Source organism: Pyrobaculum neutrophilum V24Sta (assembly GCF_000019805.1).
GTDB lineage: Archaea > Thermoproteota > Thermoprotei > Thermoproteales > Thermoproteaceae > Pyrobaculum > Pyrobaculum neutrophilum.
Genome location: NC_010525.1, coordinates 1,511,719 through 1,529,849, shown reverse-complemented (window position 1 = coordinate 1,529,849; position 18,131 = coordinate 1,511,719). Strand labels below are relative to the sequence as shown.

The following is an 18,131-nucleotide window of genomic DNA, read 5'->3' as shown; positions in this document are numbered from 1 at the left end:
CCTACTTCCTGCCCAAGAGCCTCCATATCGCCATGGCTATTATGATCATGGCTATGTTGGTGCCGGCCACCGCCGCCGCCAGGAGGGGGATGCTAAGCGCCTCGTTGAAGACCGAGAACACCGTGGTTATCACGCCCATAAGCGCTGCGACAACCGCGATGATGATGCCCACGAGAGGCAACGGCTGCGTCTTCTCCGCCTTGACCCCCCTCCTAGCAACGGTCTCAGGCTGAGAAGCCGGCTGCGAGGGCTGGGGCGGTGGCGGCGGAGGGGCCGTCCTCTGAGTTCTCACGGTAGGCGGCGGGATGGGATACGCGCCGGGCGGAGGAGGAGGCGGGGGGATAGGCTGCTGATACTGCGGCGGCGGAGGCGGGGGCTGAGGCGGAATAGGCTGCACCGGCGGCTGGCGCGGCGGAGGCGGCCTCCTCAGCGGCTTGTCCTGTTCTTTGTCGTCTACGGCCATCGCCCAACCCCACTCCCCGCTATATAAAGGTTTCTTGCAACTGCTTATATACGGCCGAACCGCCAAAACATGTGGACCTAATCGTAGCAGAGAAGAGATCCGTCGCCCAGGCCATAGCCAGATACCTGGGGGGGTCCTACAAGTCAGGGAGGCTTTACGGCGTGCCGTTCTATTCCTTCACCTACCTCGGCAGAGAAGCCGCGGCGCTCGGCCTAAGCGGCCACATCATGGACTACGACTTCACCGCCAGGGAGAACGTGTGGACGTGGATCCCGCCCGAGGAGCTGTTTAGAGCCACCCCAGTCCTCGTCTTCCGCCCCGAGACCGCCAACTACGTAAAAGCCCTGAGGTCGCTGGCGAAGAAGGCGGAGCGGGTGTACCTCGCCCTCGACGCCGACGTGGAGGGGGAGGCCATCGCGTACGAGGCAGCCCTCGTCGTAAAACTCGTCAATAGGAGGGCGGAGATCTACAGAGTGCGCTTCAACGCGGTCACGTATAGAGATGTGAGGTCGGCCTTCCAGAAGCCCACGAAGCTGGACCTGAGACAGGTGGAGAAGGTGTTCACGAGGATGCAGATAGACCTAACGCTGGGCGCCGTCTTCACCAGGTTCCTCACCCTCACCGTCAGAAACTCGCTTGAGAGGGGGAGGTTCCTCAGCTACGGCCCCTGTCAAACGCCGGTCCTCGGCATCGTGGTCACGAGGGAGCTACAGCGCAGGAACTTCAAACCCGAGAAGTACTACGTCATAAAGGCGCTGGTGGAGATAGGGGGTCACGCCGTCGAGATGGCGTCAACCGAGAGGTTTAAGACGAGGAGGGAGGCCGAGACAGCCGCCGCCTCCGTCAAAAGAGGCGTGGTGAAAACCGCCGTCTATAGACAGCACGCCGTACAGCCCCCCGAGCCGCTGGAGACAGTTGAGCTGGAGCGCAGAGCCAGCAGGTGGCTCGGCATAAGCTCGAAAAAGGCCCTAGACACCGCCGAGGAGCTATACCGCGCCGGCTACATCTCCTACCCGCGTACGGAGACCACCATATACCCCTCCACGCTGGACCTTCGGGAGGTTTTAAAGGAGCTGGCGGGCGGGGAACACGGCCCCTATGCCGAGGAGTTGCTAAAAAGGGGCTTCAAACCCACCAGAGGCGACTCAGACGACGGAGCCCACCCCCCGATATACCCCACCAGGGGCGCGACCCAGGGCGAGATCTACAAGGTCTTCGGCAAGCTTGGCAGACAGGCGTGGGCCATATACGACCTAGTCGTTAGGCACTTCCTCGCGACCCTCAGCCCGCCAGCTCTCGTAGAAAAGCAGAGGATCGTGGCGACCTTCGGAGGTGTTGAGCTTGAGGCGGAGGGCCAGAGGACGATTGAGGAGGGCTACTGGAGGATATACCCCTGGGAGCGGCAGAGGGATAAGCCCCTGCCGAGGGTGGAGGCCGGCGAAGCCGCCAAAGCCATCCGCGTGGAGGTCGTCGAGCGCGAGACCGAGCCGCCGCCTCAGATGTCCGAGTCCGAGCTACTCGCCCTTATGAAAAAGTACGGAATTGGGACCGACGCCACCATGCAGGACCACATACATACCAACGTGAAGAGGGGCTACATGCGCCTCCAGAGGGGCAAGTGCATCCCCACTAAGCTCGGCGAGGCCTTGGCCACGGCGCTGTTTCAGTACGCCCCAGAGCTCATAGAGCCGACAGTCCGCGCCAAGATGGAGAAGGCTCTCCAAGACGTCGTAAGGGGGGCGGCGGCGCCAACGAGACTAATCCAGGAGATAAAGGACGAGTTCGAGAGGTACTACAAAGCGCTGAAGGAGCGCAGGCAGGACCTCAAGACGACCCTCGAAACGGCTTTAAAATCCATGTCGGAGGACGGCAGTGGAGGCGGTTGAGGTACACCCCCTCGCATGGGAGGCGGGGCCGGACACCCTCATCGAGGCGCCCCCCGGCTTCAAGTGGTTGGCGTTGGAGATAGCGGAGAAAACCGGCGCAACCGCGTCAGGCCGGCCCGTCTGGGGGTCCTGCGACGTCAGAACGGACCCCCGCTACAGGCGGATATTCCACCTAGGCCACGGCGTGCCCCCCAACGTGGCCCACCTCCTCCAGAGGAACCTCGGAGGCGACCTGGAGAAGATAGAGCAGGACCTCTACAGGCTTAAGACGGGGAACGTCCAGATATACTTCATCCCCGTATACTACAAGCCGCCGCCCCGCCTCCCCAAGATCGAAGGAGCGGGGAAGCTCTACTTCCCACTACCCTACAGGAAAATAGCCGAGGCCATCCGGCGGGAGAGCGGCATCCCCACGGCGAGGGAGCCCATCACGGGCTGCTGGGTGGGGGAGCCGCCGGAGGGGCCGGCGTACGTGGTAGCCACAGGCCTGTTCTACCCGCTGACGCTCAAGTTCTTCTACCCCGAGGCCGAGGTGTACCAGGTGGACCCCTTCCGGGGCGAGGTGAGAAACGTCGAGCAGGACTTCGCCAGAGTTATGAAGCTCAAGGCGCGCGCCCACGTGGCCGCCCCACGGCGCATCGCGGTTTTGCTCACCACGAAGCCGGGCCAGCGGCAGGACGAAAAAGCCGAGGCGCTCGCCCGACGCGGCCTCACCGTGGTTCTACTCGACGAGGCCGCCCCCGAGTACATAGACGACCTCCAGTTCGACCTCGTCGTAAACACGGCGTGTCCCCGCATAGGGATAGACGACCTCGACAGGATAAGAACCCCCGTGTTGAACTTCCACGAGTTCATAGAGGGCAGGCTGGACCCGAGAACCGCCATAAGATTAATTTAACCCCCAGATTACCACGTGGCTACGTTTAGATGTCCAATATGCGGGAGAGAGGTCAAGATAGAGCTGAGGATAGACAAGGAGCCGGTGGGCGGACTCCACGAGGTGTTAGTCCAACACGAGAGCCACTATGTAAAAGTATACATAGATAGGCAGGGCGTGGTGAGGAGGGCCTTCCCCGTGGAGCACTTCACCTCGGTGGACCCCCCGCTGTATACGGTATACATCTTCGAAGACAGGGCCGAGATCGTCGACGGCAGAGGCCACGTATACGTGGTGGAGCCCAACCAGCTGGCCGAAGTGGTCAAGAAGCTGGCTGGATAGTGGCGGCCGGTCTTAAAAACGGCGGCGTCGGCATTTAGAGTGGAGAAGATAGGCGTCGTGGTGAGATCCCCCTCTATATACCACTACATATTTAAGACGTTCCGAGGAGTGGAGCTAGACGTCGGCTCCTTCGTAGCTGTGGAGATCGACGGGAGGCGCGTCATCTCGCGTGTCGTCGCGCTGAGGTACAGAAACGCCGCCGCCGAGCCGCGCCTCATCTCACAATTCGACGACGCCGAGGCGGTGGAGGAGGTGAAGGAGGTGTTGGGCATAGAAGAGGCCTTGTACTACACGGAGGCCAAGGCCGCGGTTCTGGGGGCAAGGGAGGGCCGCCGGATCGTGCGGCCACAGAAGCCCGTCAAACCGCTGGCTTTCGTGTACCGAACCTCCAAGAGGGAGCTTGAGGAGTTTTTTGCCCCGCCTGACGAGGGCACCTACGTCACCATAGGCAGGATAAAGGGGACCGACATCCCGGCCTGGGTAGACGCGGAGAGGCTTGTGACCCACCACTGCGCCATACTCGCCAGCACTGGGGCGGGCAAAAGCTGGCTGGCGGGGGTCATAATAGAGAGAATCAGCGCCTTGGACATACCCATAGTCGTGGTCGACCCCCACGGCGAGTACTCAGCCATGTCTCAGCCCGCCTCCGAGGAGGGGAAGGCCGTCGCGGAGAAGGTCAAGATCTATGTAGTCGGCAAGGTGGACACCACGCCTATAGACGAGGCCTTCAGAAGGAGGTTTGGAAGGCCCAGGAGCTACACCAGAGTCGGCGTAAACCCGAGGACCCTCCCCCTCCGCACACTTGAAAAAATACTGGACAGCCTATACGGCCTCACAGACGCCCAGCGGAGGATACTGGAGGAGGGCTGGCAAGCCGCCACCAGCTACGGCGAGAGGCAACCGTTGACCACAGTTGAGGAGCTGATAAAGGAGGTCGTGGAGGGCGGTAGACACGCGGCGCCGCCGGGCTACGCCGGCGACATGGCCCTCCGGGGGCTAGAGGGGAGGCTCAGGACGCTCCTATACACAAGCCCGATCTTCATAACCAGATACGGCGAAACCTACCAGGGGGAGCCCATAAAGCTCCTCGACCCCCACTCCTACCTCACGACCCCCGCCATACACGTCTTCGACGTATCCGGGCTAGACAGCCTCGACCAGCAGATATTCCTGGCGGCCCTACTCGACCAGATGTACAGAGTGGCGGTGCAGAGGAAGAACCTAACGACCTTCATAGTGATAGAGGAGGCCCACAACTTCGCCCCGGCGGCCGCGGCCGTGAGCAAGAGCTACGTTGCAAAGATCGCCAGAGAGGGCAGGAAGTTCGGGCTTGGGCTCTGCCTAATCACCCAAAGGCCCTCCAAGCTCGACCAAGACGTGGCGTCGCAGGCCATGACGCAGATATTCAAGAGGATGATAAACCCACACGACCTAAAGTACGTAGCCTCCGTCGCAGAACACCTGGAAGACCCAAGGCCCCTGCGAACGCTAGACGAGGCGGAGGCGGTGGTGACTGGGGTGTCCGTGCCAGCCCCCCTGTTGGTCACGGTGGGGGAGAGGTGGACACACCACGGAGGCGCGACGCCAAAACTAAGGAGGGAGAGCCGTATCTGAGGAAAATACGAGACGGGAGCGATCGCCGTGACGGGGGAAAACGAGCGTTTACTTGATCTGCACCTGGGCCGGCTTGACCTCGATTATCTGGCCAGCGGCGATGGTTCTGCCCATGTCGCGGAGGGCGAAGCGGCCGAGCGGCGGGAAGTCGCTGAACTTCTCGGCGACCACCGGCTTAAGAGGCTTTATCTTCACCAGCGCCACGTCGCCCTGCTTTATAAACTGCGGCTTCTGCTCAACCGCCTGGCCGGTACGCGGGTCGAGCTTCGAGATCAGCTCTGTGATCTGGACAGGCACCGTGGCCGTGTGTATGTGCATGACTGGCGCGTAGCCCGGCCCTATGGCGGTGGGGTGCCAGAGGATTACTATACGAGCCACGATCTCCTCGGCCACCGTCGGCACGTTGTCCACCTTCCCCAACACATCTCCACGCTTCACGTCCTCCTTGCCGATGCCTCTAACGTTTACGCCGACGTTGTCGCCGGGCTGCGCCTGCTCCAGCTTCATGTGGTGGGTCTCGATAGATCTCACGTCGCCCACCTTGGCGGGCGGCACCACCACCACTCTGTCGCCTACCTTCAACACGCCGGTCTCCACCCTGCCCACCACCACCGTGCCGGCGCCGGTGATCGTGAAGACGTCCTGTATGGGCATCCTAAGCGGCTTGTCCGTCGGCCTCGGAGGCGGCTGGAACGTGTCCAACACCTCTAGGAGGGCTGGCCCGTTGTACCACGGCGTGTTGGAGGACTTGGCCTTGATGTTGTCGCCCTTGATTGCGCTTACCGGGACGAACTGGATCTTGGACGGGTCGTAGCCGAGGAGCTTCAGGAGCTTAGACACCTCCGCCTTCACCTGCTCGTACCTCTTCTGGTCGTAGTTCACGGCGTCCATCTTGTTCACGGCGACTACCAGCTGCTGTATGCCGAGCGTCCTTATGAGGAAGAGGTGCTCCCTGCCCTGGCCCTGGGGCCCTATCGCGGTCTCGAACTCGCCGGGGCGAGCAGATATCACAAACAACGCGGCGTCGGCCTGGCTCGCGCCCACTATCATGTTTTTCACGAAGTCTCTGTGGCCGGGCAGATCGATGATCGTGATGAAGAGCTTCCCCGTCTCGAAGCCCACGTGGGTGGCCTCGATGGTGACGCCGCGCTCCCTCTCCTCCTTGAACCTGTCAAGTATCCAGGCGAAGGCGAAGTCCTCCTTGCCCATCTTCTTCGCCATCTCCTCGATCTCCTTAAACGCCTTCTCGTCGACGTACCCCGTCTCATACAGCAGACGGCCCACCAACGTCGACTTGCCGTTGTCGACGTGCCCCACCACAGCCAGGTTCAAGTGTGGCTTTTGTAGAGCAGTTGGTTTTGGTGGCAGTACTATGGACGGCATAGGCGGCTTTATGCCCGTCCTTATAAATTTTTCGATTAGCGGTTCTAAAGTTTTAAAACCCGTGTAAAAATCCGCCCATGCCCCGTCCAGCCTATCGATCTAGAAGCGTCAGGAGAATAAAGGTGAGGACCCCCGGCGGAAGGACAGCGGTACACTACGAGAAGAGGGCAAAGGGCGCGCCGCGTTGCCCCATCACAGGCCTCGCCATCGGGGGCATGAACAAGAAGATCTACAGATTTGGCGTTTCCAACAGAGCGCCGACTAGGCCGTACGGCGGCGTTTTTTCACACAAGGCGTTGGCCAGGGCTATCCGCCTGGCCGTGAGGAAATAAGCCGTGGTTGTAGTAGCGGTATCTGGACAGCCGGGCAGCGGCAAAACCACCATAGCGCGGGAGGTCGCCAGGGTTTTAAAGGTACCGCTGGTGTCCTCCGGGACCATCTTCAGGGAGCTTGCGGCGAAGATGGGGATGGACTTGGTGGAGTTCCACAGATACGCGGAGACAAACCCGGAAATCGACAAAATGATCGACGCGCTAACCGCCGAAAAGGCGAAGGCAGGAGACGTGGTGGTGGAGGGCCACCTAGCCGCCTGGGTGGCCCGGCCCTACGCAGACGTCTGTATATACCTCAAGGCCTCTAGCGAGGTTAGAGCCAAAAGGGTCTCCATACGCGACAAGAAGAGCTTCGAGGAAGCCCTTAGAGAGGTGAGGGAGAGGGAGGAGCTAAACAGGAAGAGGTACCTATCTCTCTACGGCATCGACATCCACAACCTCACAATTTTCGACCTCGTCCTAGACACCTCCTACCTATCTATCAACGACGCAGTGAGGATAAGCCTAGACTACATATGCACGACGCTTGAAATCAAGTACTCGAAGAAGATCTGCTAAACGCGCGCCTCGCGTAATTATAACGATACAGTTGTATTGAACCCGCTACGAGATATACAATTAGCCTAGAGCCGTACCATCCATAAAAACCAGTGCGTTCTCGCCCATATGAAGTTCCTCCTGAGGTGTAGGCCCAACACGAAAAAGCCGCCTACGGGGAAGAAGGTCGCCGTTGTTGGGGCAGGCCCAGCCGGCCTCGGGGCGGCTGGGGTGCTCCTCTGCAATGGACACGAGGTGCACATCTACGACGCGTTGCCGGAGCCCGGCGGCCTCCTCATCTTCGGGATACCCTCCTTCCGGGTCCCCAGGGAGGGGGTGAGGGAGGGGGTCAAAGAGCTGGCGGAGGCAGGCGCCGTCTTCTACACGTCCACCTTCGTATACTGCGGCGAGAAGCCGCACGACCACGAGGCCCTCCGCCTCGTGAAACAGTTCGTAAGGCTTGAGGACCTCGTCGAGAAATACGACGCCGTGTTGATCACCACGGGGACGTGGCGGAGCAGAGAAATGGGCATACCCGGTGAGGACCTAGAAGGCGTCTACAAAGCCCTGGACTACCTCTTCAGAATCTATGCGAACCAGCTCGGGTACCTCCCCAGGGAGGAGGTCTACCCAACTGGGAGGAGGGTTCTGGTAGTGGGCGGGGGGCTTGTGGCAGTAGACGCGGCAATTGAGGCGAAGCTACAGGGGGCTGAGAAGGTCGTCGTGGCCTACAGACGGACGATCAACGAGGCGCCCGCCGGCAGATCCACCATAGAGAAGGAGCTGTTGGCCCGGGGAGTGGAGTTCAGGGAGCTCCTAACCCCGGTGGCCTTCCTAGGCGAGAGGAGGCTGGAGAGGGCCAGGTTCGTCAAGATGAGGCTTGGGCCGCCGGATAAGACGGGTAGGCCGAGGCCCGAGCCGGTGCCCGGCAGCGAGTTCGAGGAGGAGTTCGACACGGCGCTTGTGGCGGTAGGCGAGGCGCCGACGCCGCCGGGGAGGTGCCTAGGGATCGAGCTGAACCCAGACGGCACGATAAAGGTGGACGAGAAGATGCAGACGACGAAGCGGGGGGTCTTCGCGGCTGGGGACGTGGTGATCGGCCCCTCGCTGATAGGCAAAGCGCTGAGCTCAGGTATGAAAGCCGCTCAACACATCCACGAGTTTCTCACCTCTTCCTAGCGACGACCATCGCGTGGGCGGTGTCGTAGGGCTCCAGGTGGACGGTTTCGAGGATCTCGAAGCCCCTCTCCTTGAGCGTATTTATCTCCTGTTTAAAGGTCTCCGTCGCCGGCGCCGTCACGTCGATGCTCATGGCCTTGATCACAAGCATAACGTAGCCGCCGGGCTTTAGGAAGTAGTCGGCGTTGTCGGCCAGTATCTTGGCTTGGGCGGGCTGCGCCACGTCGATATACGCCACGTCAACGCCTTTTACGTAGTGGGCGTACTGGTAGGGAAACCTCGCGTCTCCCAGTATCGGCACCACGTTCCTCCTCCCCTGGTCCACAAGCTTCTCCATGAACTCCCTGAACACACGCGGCGAGAACTCCACCGAATATATCAAGCCCCTCTCCCCCACGATATCGCTCATGTGGCTGGGGGTCGTGCCGGAGGCCGCGCCTAGGTACAGAATATGAGTGCCCTCCTGGATGGGGACGAACTTTATCCCGTTCGCTATAGCCGCCGCCAGCTTCGACCTGTAGGGGTTCCACTCCCTGTACTCCGCCCCGCCCCACTTGACCAACCTCTCCCCGTACACCCTCTTCCCAGGCGTGAGGTTCCTAGTCGCCAGGCGTTCCGAGCCGTCCTCGAACTTGAGGGCGTAGACGCCGAAGTGGCGCTCGTGAGGTCTCACCTCGACCACCTCTATAGACATAGTGCTCCCCCTCGCCGCGATTTATATACTTATCGCCTCAACGGCGGCCCCTCCGCGGAGGCGGCCTCCTCTCTCCTCCCCTCCTAGGCGGAGGAGGCGGCGGGGGCGTCTTGGCGGAGGGCTGCTGCTGCGGAGCCTTGGGGGGAGGCTTGGCATAGAGCGTTTTTATCTCCTGGATCCTCTTCATTAGCTCCTCCTTCAGCCGCGGCGCTATGAAGTTGCCCGTGAAGGCGTCTGCCTTTGCCGCAATTGCCAGCTTGGCGGCGAGCGCCCTCGCGATCTTGCCCCTCTGCCACCTAGGCGATCTGAAGATCTCCGGGTACTGGAATATCACGCCGTGTTTAGGCGGCTTGCCCCCCGTGCGCAGAGCCCTAAAGAGTGCTTTCTCAGCCCCGAGGACCTGTATCGTAGACGCCGGGAGGAACGCCATCCTCGTGAGCCCGCCGGCCAGCTTGATCAACCTAGCCCCCAGCAACGGCCCCACAAGCTCCCTTATGTTGGGCGCCACCTCCTTCATAGCCTCGTCGATGTAGTTGGCGAGGCTCTCCCTATACGCGTCGAGCTTCAGGTAGGCCTCCGCGTAGGACTTGAGCTGCGCCAGGTCCCACTCGGACATCTCCGCGCCTATGCTCTTCCTAGCCGACTCAACGATCCTCTTCACCCTCTCCTCCGGCATCTCGGCCGCGATCTTCCTCAAGCTCTCCTCCGTGATGCCGGATCTGTGGCCGATGTGGTAGACTATCTTCACGTACTCCCTGTTGTCTCTAACCAGCTCCTCCAGCTCGGGGAAGTGGAGACCGTACCACTCCCTAATCCTAGAGGCGATTAAGTTCAAGATCTTGTCGACGTCGTCGAGCGTGCTTATGGCCTGCGCTATGAAGAGATCCCTCTTCTCCACCGCCTGCCTCAGCTTCAGCCTAGTCACTAAATCGCTTACCTCAAACAGGAAGGAGCGGTAGTCCTCCCAGCTCAGCCCAACGGCCTGCAGATACCTTGGGAAGTTCTGCCTAAACGCCACGAGGACGGGCGACGGGCTCTCGGCAACGATCTCAGCCCCCTTTACGGCCGAGACCAGCTTCCTCGCCAGCTCCGGGTCCTCCACCACCACCTTGGCCCCCCTGTCCCTCAGCCTCTCCACCAGAGAGACAAGCTCAGGGACGTAGTTGGACTTCTCAAGCTCCAGCAACCTGGCGGCGATGGCCTCAGGCCTCCTCTCGTACAGCTCTTTATCCACCAGGTTCCCCCCCTCGTCCACGGCGAAAAACCCCAGCACGTCCGTAGCTATGTAAACTTTCGCCATTGGCCCTTTAGAAGAGTGCCCTTAAAAATGTATCTCAGAGATGGCGCGTTTGACGTCCTCCACGTCTACCCTCCCCCTGTACCTCCTCATGACCTCCCCCAGCGCCTTCTCCCTCCCCACAGCCTTCACCACCTCCTCCACCACCTTCTTCACCTCGTCGTAGGGCATCCTCAGCAGCCCCAGCCTCCTCGCCGCCTCCTCGGCGGATTCGCCGGCCTTCATGTTCCTCAGCACCTCCTCCACGGCCTCCTTCGTGATGACCCTCTTCGCCAAGGCGTCTAGGACAGAGGCGATCTTCTCGTCGGTCACCTCCACCCCCTCCCTGGCCAAGGCCTTGGAGACGTTTAGGAGGATCGTGGCTATCTGCTGAGGCGGCACCTTGTACTTCGCCACGAGGTCTTCGAACTTCTCCAGGTGGGGGGATTTTATCAACTGAAGCGCCATATCTCTGCTCAAGCCCATCGACGTCAGCTCGGCAAGCTTCCCCTCGATGCTCGCCTTCGCCACCTCCTCGGCCTTCCTCAAAATCTCGAAGGTTATCTTCACAGGCGGGATGTCGGTCTCCGGGTACATCCTAGCGGCGCCCGGCCTAGGCCTGAGAAACCGCGTTGTGCCATCTGGGTTAGCCCCCCTGGTCTCCTCCGGCACGCCGCGCGGAGCCGCGTTAAGCCTCTCCGCCACTACCGCCGCCGCCTCCGCGAGCTCCCTCTCGTCTGTGCCCATAAGGAGGACGAAGGACTCCGCGCCCGCCCTAGCCGCCACCTCCCTCACCTCCTCCGCCGTAATGCCGTATCCCGGCAGCTCGTCGCTGTGGAGGAGGCCGCCGAGCTCCGTCCAAGCCCTCACGTAGTCCGCCAGCTCTGTGCCGAAGCGTCTGCCCGGCTGCACCTCGGCCCCCAGAAGCTTCTGGAAGCCTGGGGTTTTCAAAGCCACGACGCGCCCCCCCGCCTCAAGCACCCTCTTGACCACCTTCGACTTCGTGTTGGCGAAGGCCTGCGTGACGTCCACAAGGGAGGGCTCCACCCTGCCCACCCCCCTCCTCTTGAGCTCCTCGGCGATCCTCAGAAGGTTGAGCTGCCTCTGCACCTCGTACTCTATGACCTTCGGTATTAGGGAGAGGTCGGGCACCCCCTTGATCTCCGTCTTGGCGCCCCCAGCGATGGAGACGTTTACGTCTTGCCTAACCGTGCCGAGGCCCCTCTTGGCCCTCCCCGTGATCTTCACGCTGTATCCAATTATCCAGGCCACCTCCTCCACCTGCTGCGGCGTGTACGTCATAGGCTCCGTCGCGATCTCTATGAGGGGTACGCCCAGTCTATCGAGGCGGTAGATAACCGTCTTGCCCTCCTCCGCTATCTTCCTAGCGGCATCTTCCTCAAGAGCTATGGTCTCCACCCCGATGTCGTAGCCCAGGATCTTGGCCCTGCCTCCGTAGGCCACGAGCATGGTCCGCTGGAAGCCGGACACGTTGGAGCCGTCGACGACGGTCTTCCTCATGACGTGGATCTCGTCGAAAAGCTTCGCGTTGAACATCTTCGCCACGGCGACCGCCGTCGCCAGAGCCTCCTCGTCGGGCAGATGAGGTGGCTCCTCGTCCAGCTCCACTAGGCATGTGGTATCGCGGTAGCCCTCGTAGACGTAGCGCCTCCTCTTCCTCACCTCCCACATCACGGCGGGGTCCACGGCGCCTAGCTCGCTCACGGAGACGTGGAGCCTCCTCTCGAGGCGGAAGTGAGGCTCGTCGTCTCTCAACACGGGCGGGCAGTGGCAGAAGAGCTTCCTCCTGGTGTTCAGCTGTATGTGTATCTCAAGGCCCGTCTTAAGCCCAAGCGATCTGTAGTCCACGTGGCGATATAAATACCGGTTTTAAATATGTCGTGCGGAGGAGGCGGTGGAGCCAGCACTTCCTCAGAGATCCCTCGGCGGCGCGGTACATAGCCGAGTTGGTCCCCCCAGGCCTCGACGTCTTGGAGGTCGGGCCGGGCAGGGGAGCCCTAACTATCCCCCTGGCCGAGAGGGCCAGGACGGTCTACGCCATAGAGGTCGACAGGCGCCTCGCCGAGCTCCTCCGAAAAACCGCTCCCCCCAACGTCGTCGTAATCGAGGGGGACGCGCTTGAGGTGGAGTGGCCCAGGGCGGACTACTTCGTCTCAAACATCCCCTACTCCATCACCTCCCCCCTCCTCATGAAGCTGGCCAGACACAGGATGCCCGCCGTCGTGACCGTCCAGAGGGAGGTGGCGGAGAGGCTCGCGGCAGCGCCCGGCGGGGAGAACTACGGCAGGCTGACGGTTGCCGTCCAGTGCCACTACGAGGTGGAGGTGCTGAGGACGCTACCGCCGCGCGTCTTCCAGCCGCCCCCAAGGGTCTACTCCGCCGTCGTGCGCCTCACCCCCAGACCGCCCTGCGTAGAGGACTTCGACGGGTTCCAGCGCTTCACCGCCTGGCTCTTCTCGGCGCGGCGCAAGACCCTCCGGCGGCTTGGGCTCGGGGAGGGGGACAGGCGAGTGTACCAGCTCTCCCTCGAGGAGATCGTGGAGCTGTACAAAAAACATATGTAGCGGCGCCGCCCTCCGCCTATGCCTCTTTTGAAGCTGGTGTTCCTCGGCACAGGCGGGGCCGTGCCTAGGTCGGACAGGACGCTCCCAGCCATATACCTCGAGGACTGGCTCGGCCACAGGTTCCTCCTAGACGCGGGGGAGGGGGCGCAGTATAGGCTACTGCAGATCGGCGTGTCGCCGGCCTCCCTAACCGCCGTGGCCATCACCCACCAGCACGAGGACCATACCCTCGGCCTGCCGGGACTCGTCATAACCAGCAGGTTCCTCGGGGGGCGAACCGCCGTGTTGGCCCCCCGGTCGATGCACAAGGCGCTGGAGGCGCTGGGGGTAGAGGTGATGGACAGCTACGGCGGGGACCGCCTCAGGGTCAGCTGCGTCGAGGTGTGCCACACCGTGGACGCCTGCGGATGGCTCTTCCAGTGGGACGTGGGCTACAAGCTGGATCTCTCCAAGGCGGCCGGCCTCCCCCGGTGGGCGCTCACCAGCTTGATAAGGGGGAGCCCCGTGGAGGTGGGGGGCCGGCTGATCAAGCCGGAGGACGTGGCGGAGCCTGGACACAAGCGGCTACGCCGCCTGCTCTACACGGGGGACACGGCGCCTTGCCCAGAGATGTGGAGGAAGGTGGGCGAGGTGGACGTGTTGATACACGAGGCGACCTTCGCAGACGACGTGGAGCCCCAGAAGGCCCACGAGGAGGGCCACTCCACGGTCGCCGACGCGGTGGAGGCCGCGAAGGCCCTCAACGCCGGCGTGCTCATCCTCACCCACGTCAGCTCTAGGTACCCAGACAAGAGGAGGCACAGGGAGCTCGCGGCCTCCGTGAAGCCCCCGCCCCACGTCTACGTGCCGGAGGACTTCGACACCGTCCTCGTCAGACTTTAGCCGCCACGTACACCACTGTGGTGGCCAGAGGCGCCAGCCTCCTCAGCAGGTCGAACTTCTCAAAGGCCTTCAGCCTAAACCGCCTCTGCAACAGCCTAGAGGGGAGAGGCGGCACGAGGTATATGGGGCGGGCGTCCACCACCTCCAGCCCCGCCCTCCTCAGCGCCGATTTTACGTAGAAGTAGGAGTAGTAGTTGAAGGGGAGCTCCCCATCCGCGGACTCCCACACCCCCCTTACCACGCCCCGGATAAGGGCGTCCCTCAGCCGCCCCAGCCCCTGGAAGAGCAGGTACTCATACAGCATGTCTAGACACACGGCGTTGTCTATATCGGCGATAAAGAGCCCCCCTCTCCTCAGCGCGTGGGCCGCCGCCGCGAAGGCCTTCTCCAAATCGCCGAGGTGGTTGTAGACGCTCCCCAGCGCCGTGACGGCGTCGTAGGCCCCCGCCCTCACGGGAAGCGACGCCGCGTCCCCCTGCGCCTTATCGCCGCACCGGCACGCCTTGAGGGACTCCCCCGATATGTCCAGAGCCGTGACGCGGGCGCCCCTCGCCTGCATGTACAAGGTCCAGAACCCCGTGCCGGCCCCCACGTCTAGAACCCGCATGCCCCTCCTGATGTAGAGGTCGAGGACCTCCCCCAGCTTCCTATACAGCGTCCTGTAGTACCACGTCCCCAGGTACTTATCGCCGTATGCGCGGGCCACCGAGTCGTAGTACTCCGCGACGGCCTTCGCGGCGGGCGGCCGAGAAGGCTGGGCGGGCTTCACCTCGGCTCTATCCTGAAGTCCACCGACAGCTTCCTCCGGAGCTTCTCCAGCTTCGTCACCCCCCTCGAGAGGACAACGCCGAGGTACTCCTCGGGCACCTTGATCACGATGAGGCCATCCCTCTCCTCAAGCTTGATCTCGCCGGGGGGCACGTAGCGCTTCAAGGCGGACACCACCATGGAGTATATCTTGCGGCTCGGCGCCCTCTCCTCGCCCCTCTTCACCGGCACCACGAAGGTCTCCTCGCCGAAGACGTAGATCTCGTACTCCACCTCGTCCGTGAGGAAGTCCTTGACCAAGATAACCGGCCGGGCGAGGTCCTCCTCCCTCATCCCCGCCGGCACCTTCACCACCATGGAGAGGGCGTATATCTTCTTCACCTCGCCGTCTTTCATGAAGATCACCGTGTCGATTATGGAGGGGATCATGCCCAGCTCCACCCTCCTGATGAACCTCTGGACCGCGTCTATAGGCGAGGTGGCGTGGACGACCCCCACCATCCCCACCCCAGCAAGCCTGAGGTCCACGTAGAGCTGGAAATCCGCCGTGTCCCTCATCTCGTCGAAGATGGTGTAGTCGGGCCGCGACAGGAGGAGGATGTCGTGCACCTCCTCAGACGTGGCCAAGTTCTTCGAGATCTGCGTAATGGCGGGGCTCAGCACCATATCCCTCGGCGACTCCAGCGTCTTCACGATCTTGCCCTTGCTCAGGTAGAACTCCGCGAGGGCCTGGGCGAAGGTGGTCTTGCCCGCCCCAGGCGCCCCCGCGATCAGTATCCCCTCGGCGCTTTTCTCAAGCCGCTCGACCACCTTCCCATCGAGCCCGTAGTCCCATATGCTCTTCCGCACCACGGGCTTCGCCGCCGTGATCTCAAGCCTCTCCGAAACGGGGGGAAACACTATGATGATCCTCAGATCCTTATGCTGGATGATCAAGGAGTGGGGCCGCCTGATCTCCACCCTCGTCCTAGGGCTGAGCCTCGCCGCCTCCGACACCAGCTCCCTCACGATCACGTCAAGTTGCCTCCTATCCAGCGGCTCCGGCGACAGCTGGACAAACCGCCAGCTCCCCGGCCGCCCCACCTTCCCATACGGAGGAAGCCCCTCCTTCAAGTGGACAGACATGACGTCCTTTGAGAAGAACCTCTCTATGGCCAACACCTCCCGCGGCCTCCCCAGGAAAAGCACCTTGACCCCCTGCACCGCCGCCGCATCCCTCGCCAGCTCGTCGCTCGTGACGTAGACGCAGCCGTTCTCCCTCGCAAAACGCCTCACGTAGGCGTCCAGCTCCTCCTCCGCCTCCACCCTCCTCCCCACAGACACCACCTCCACCTTCAGGAAATCCCCCAGCCCCAGCTTCTCCACAGACTCGAAGAGGTCCCTCAGCTCCTCCATCCCCACCAGCCCGATCCCATCCCCCCTCCTAGCCAGCGACGCGAAGTGCTCCACCATCTCCGACAGGAGGAAGAGGGTCCCCCGTATCCTCCCCCCCAACACGGCCTCCTTCAAAGAGCCGTCCAACACCACGGAGCTATCCGCCACGTACTTCTCCACCGGACCCAACATACACTCTATATATAAGATTTTACAGACACTGTGCACTACCTAATAACCACCGTCCCAGGCCTCGAGGACATAGCCGCCGAGGAGCTGGCCGAGAGGCTACACGCCAGGCGGGCAAAAGCCATATACATGACCGGCAGAGTCGCCGCCGAGATAGACGCGCCCCCCGCCCACCTCTACAAGCTGAAAACCGCCGAGAGATTCGGCATCCTCCTAGGGGAAGGCACGGCCCAAACCCTCCAAGACGTAGTCGCCCTGGCGGCAACACACCTCCCAAAGGCGGAGAGGTACCTCACCAGAAACACCACAGCCGGCATCCGCTGCGAAAGAGTAGGCCAGCACCCCTTCACCTCACGCGACGTGGAGAGAGAGGTGGGGAGGTGGCTAAAGGAGAGGGGGTACGTCATAAGCCTAGTCGACCCAGACGTCGAGATAAACGTCGACGTAGTACACAACTACGTCACGGTGTGGATCACCGTGGCCAAAAAAAGCCTCAAAGACAGGCCCTGGCGCGCCTATGAGCACTACGCCAGCCTAAACCCCATAATCGCCCACGCCATGGCCAGACTCGCCAAGCCGGCCCCCGGGGAGACCATATGCGATCTGACATGCGGCGGCGGAACCATAGCCGCAGAGGCGGCCGAATACGCCCCCTGGGCCAGATACATATGCGTAGACATATCCCTAAAACACATAAAAGGCGCCGCCTTAAACACGGCCCGCTACCCCCAGGTGGACCTCCTCTGGTTCGACTCCACCAAACTACATAGAGCGGTACGCCCCATATGCGACAAATACATATTCAACCCCCCATACGGCTTCAGAATACCCGGCAAGATAGGAAGGCTATACCGCCTCCTCGGAAAAGCCATGCGCAAGCTCACCCGCCACTGCGCCACCTACGTCACAATAACCCCCAGACACAAAACCTTCACAAGCCAAGTAGGAGGCGAGATAATCATGAGAAGAGTCATATACCAAGGAGGCCTATACAGCAGCATCATAGTGGGGAGAATATGCCCCACCTCCCCCTAACTCTCGTGGCCGCCTGGGGACTCGGTGGCCCGCCCCGCACACGCCGGGACGGGGAGACGGCCCACCCGGGGGACCCGGCGTCGAACGATTTTCGCCGTCTCCCGCCCCCGTCAACCGCCCCAGGGCCAGACGCCGTTCATGTGAAGAGTGTAGCTACGAGGTTAAGGGAGGCATGGGCGAAGGTCGGGCTTGCCGTCGTGGCGGCAAGCGATGCCGCGTCGACTCCGCCGAATCCCACGCGCAGAAGGCGCTAGCCGCCGTCCAGAATCATCTTCGCCGCGCTCGGCCAGTACATTGCCAACACGGAGGCGGCGTATTCTACGGCCGCGGCGGCTTCCCAGGCGCGTATCCGGCCGCTCCTCGACGAAAAGCCACGGTATCTCCACCTTCAACGTTCTGTATACTTGGCTCATATGCGTAAAGGGCGCGAGGGGGAAAGCTAGGCGTCGAGGTTTGAGCGAGTAGGGCGCCGGAAAGCTGACGCTGGGTAAACGGGGAAGCCGCGGTCAGCATCCGCCCGGCGGCGCTGGCGGTGTGCACGGTAGCTTCACGCCTCCCCCCGCCCGCCACTACAAAAAGCCGGAAATACCCTTTCAACTATTTTGACTCAACTGCCTGACGGCGCCGTCGGGCGGTTGAGTCGGGAGCGCTGTTGTGAAGAGGCCGCGTTAGAGCCGCCTCCGCCGAGCCCCGCGGCAAATCGGCGCTACACCTC

Annotated in this window: 17 protein-coding genes; 10 read left to right on the top strand and 7 right to left on the bottom strand. The window is 62.1% G+C overall.

What is annotated here, in order from left to right; translation table 11 throughout:
• Nucleotide 1: 1 nt before the first annotated feature.
• Entirely contained in the window at nt 2-463 is a 462-nt protein-coding gene (locus tag TNEU_RS08780; protein WP_012351073.1) for a hypothetical protein, read from the bottom strand.
• Nucleotides 464-534: 71 nt separating this feature from the next.
• Between TNEU_RS08780 and TNEU_RS08775 the strand changes: the two genes are divergently transcribed.
• The 4 genes from TNEU_RS08775 to TNEU_RS08760 are packed head-to-tail and all read left to right on the top strand — an operon-like array spanning nt 535 to nt 5,182.
• Nucleotides 535-2,349: a DNA topoisomerase gene (locus TNEU_RS08775; protein WP_012351072.1), complete on the top strand. Its 1,815-nt coding sequence runs from the start codon at nt 535-537 to the stop codon at nt 2,347-2,349.
• Nucleotides 2,336-3,247: a diphthamide synthesis protein gene (locus tag TNEU_RS08770; protein WP_012351071.1), complete on the top strand. Its 912-nt coding sequence runs from the start codon at nt 2,336-2,338 to the stop codon at nt 3,245-3,247. Before TNEU_RS08775 ends, TNEU_RS08770 begins: the two co-directional genes overlap by 14 nt.
• Nucleotides 3,248-3,262: 15 nt before the next feature.
• Nucleotides 3,263-3,568, top strand: coding sequence for a hypothetical protein (locus TNEU_RS08765; protein ID WP_012351070.1), 306 nt, complete (start codon nt 3,263-3,265; stop codon nt 3,566-3,568).
• A 39-nt stretch (nt 3,569-3,607) separates the two neighbouring features.
• A complete protein-coding gene (locus TNEU_RS08760; protein WP_012351069.1) occupies nt 3,608-5,182 on the top strand; it encodes a helicase HerA domain-containing protein in 1,575 nt (524 codons plus the stop codon).
• A gap of 48 nt (nt 5,183-5,230) precedes the next feature.
• Here TNEU_RS08760 and tuf read toward each other — a convergent pair whose 3' ends face one another.
• Nucleotides 5,231-6,565 (bottom strand): translation elongation factor EF-1 subunit alpha, encoded by a 1,335-nt coding sequence (gene tuf, locus TNEU_RS08755; RefSeq protein WP_012351068.1) that lies wholly within the window; start codon nt 6,563-6,565, stop codon nt 5,231-5,233.
• Between the two features lie 77 nt (nt 6,566-6,642).
• Between tuf and TNEU_RS08750 the strand changes: the two genes are divergently transcribed.
• The 3 genes from TNEU_RS08750 to TNEU_RS08740 all read left to right on the top strand — a co-directional run bounded on the left by TNEU_RS08750 (nt 6,643) and on the right by TNEU_RS08740 (nt 8,613).
• Entirely contained in the window at nt 6,643-6,897 is a 255-nt protein-coding gene (locus TNEU_RS08750; RefSeq protein WP_012351067.1) for a 50S ribosomal protein L34e, read from the top strand.
• 3 nt (nt 6,898-6,900) lie between these two features.
• On the top strand, nt 6,901-7,455 hold the full coding sequence (gene cmk, locus TNEU_RS08745) for a (d)CMP kinase (protein ID WP_012351066.1): 555 nt from the start codon (nt 6,901-6,903) through the stop codon (nt 7,453-7,455).
• Nucleotides 7,456-7,563: 108 nt separating this feature from the next.
• Nucleotides 7,564-8,613, top strand: coding sequence for an FAD-dependent oxidoreductase (locus TNEU_RS08740; RefSeq protein WP_012351065.1), 1,050 nt, complete (start codon nt 7,564-7,566; stop codon nt 8,611-8,613).
• Here TNEU_RS08740 and TNEU_RS08735 read toward each other — a convergent pair.
• The 3 genes from TNEU_RS08735 to gatE are packed head-to-tail and all read right to left on the bottom strand — an operon-like array spanning nt 8,600 to nt 12,452.
• Nucleotides 8,600-9,307: a fibrillarin-like rRNA/tRNA 2'-O-methyltransferase gene (locus TNEU_RS08735; protein ID WP_012351064.1), complete on the bottom strand. Its 708-nt coding sequence runs from the start codon at nt 9,305-9,307 to the stop codon at nt 8,600-8,602. The two genes, TNEU_RS08740 and TNEU_RS08735, sit on opposite strands and share 14 nt — an antisense overlap.
• Before the next feature lie 37 nt (nt 9,308-9,344).
• Complete coding sequence (locus TNEU_RS08730) at nt 9,345-10,607, bottom strand: Pre-mRNA processing ribonucleoprotein (RefSeq protein ID WP_012351063.1); 1,263 nt, start codon at nt 10,605-10,607, stop codon at nt 9,345-9,347.
• A gap of 21 nt (nt 10,608-10,628) precedes the next feature.
• Nucleotides 10,629-12,452, bottom strand: coding sequence for a Glu-tRNA(Gln) amidotransferase subunit GatE (gene gatE / locus TNEU_RS08725; RefSeq protein WP_012351062.1), 1,824 nt, complete (start codon nt 12,450-12,452; stop codon nt 10,629-10,631).
• Between the two features lie 32 nt (nt 12,453-12,484).
• Between gatE and rsmA the strand changes: the two genes are divergently transcribed.
• Nucleotides 12,485-13,168 carry a 16S rRNA (adenine(1518)-N(6)/adenine(1519)-N(6))-dimethyltransferase RsmA gene (gene rsmA, locus TNEU_RS08720; RefSeq protein ID WP_012351061.1) on the top strand — a complete coding sequence of 228 codons (684 nt, stop codon included), beginning with the start codon at nt 12,485-12,487 and terminating at the stop codon, nt 13,166-13,168.
• Between the two features lie 18 nt (nt 13,169-13,186).
• Nucleotides 13,187-14,050 carry an MBL fold metallo-hydrolase gene (locus TNEU_RS08715; RefSeq protein ID WP_012351060.1) on the top strand — a complete coding sequence of 288 codons (864 nt, stop codon included), beginning with the start codon at nt 13,187-13,189 and terminating at the stop codon, nt 14,048-14,050.
• Here the strand turns inward: TNEU_RS08715 and TNEU_RS08710 are convergent.
• Nucleotides 14,040-14,819 (bottom strand): class I SAM-dependent methyltransferase, encoded by a 780-nt coding sequence (locus tag TNEU_RS08710; RefSeq protein ID WP_012351059.1) that lies wholly within the window; start codon nt 14,817-14,819, stop codon nt 14,040-14,042. The genes TNEU_RS08715 and TNEU_RS08710 overlap by 11 nt on opposite strands.
• Nucleotides 14,816-16,372 (bottom strand): PINc/VapC family ATPase, encoded by a 1,557-nt coding sequence (locus tag TNEU_RS08705; RefSeq protein WP_012351058.1) that lies wholly within the window; start codon nt 16,370-16,372, stop codon nt 14,816-14,818. Before TNEU_RS08705 ends, TNEU_RS08710 begins: the two co-directional genes overlap by 4 nt.
• Nucleotides 16,373-16,414: 42 nt before the next feature.
• On the opposite strand from TNEU_RS08705, the gene TNEU_RS08700 reads away from it, so the two are divergent.
• The gene (locus TNEU_RS08700) at nt 16,415-17,416 is read left to right on the top strand and encodes a THUMP domain-containing protein (RefSeq protein WP_012351057.1); all 1,002 of its coding nucleotides are present in this window, start codon (nt 16,415-16,417) and stop codon (nt 17,414-17,416) included.
• Nucleotides 17,417-18,131 lie beyond the last annotated feature (715 nt).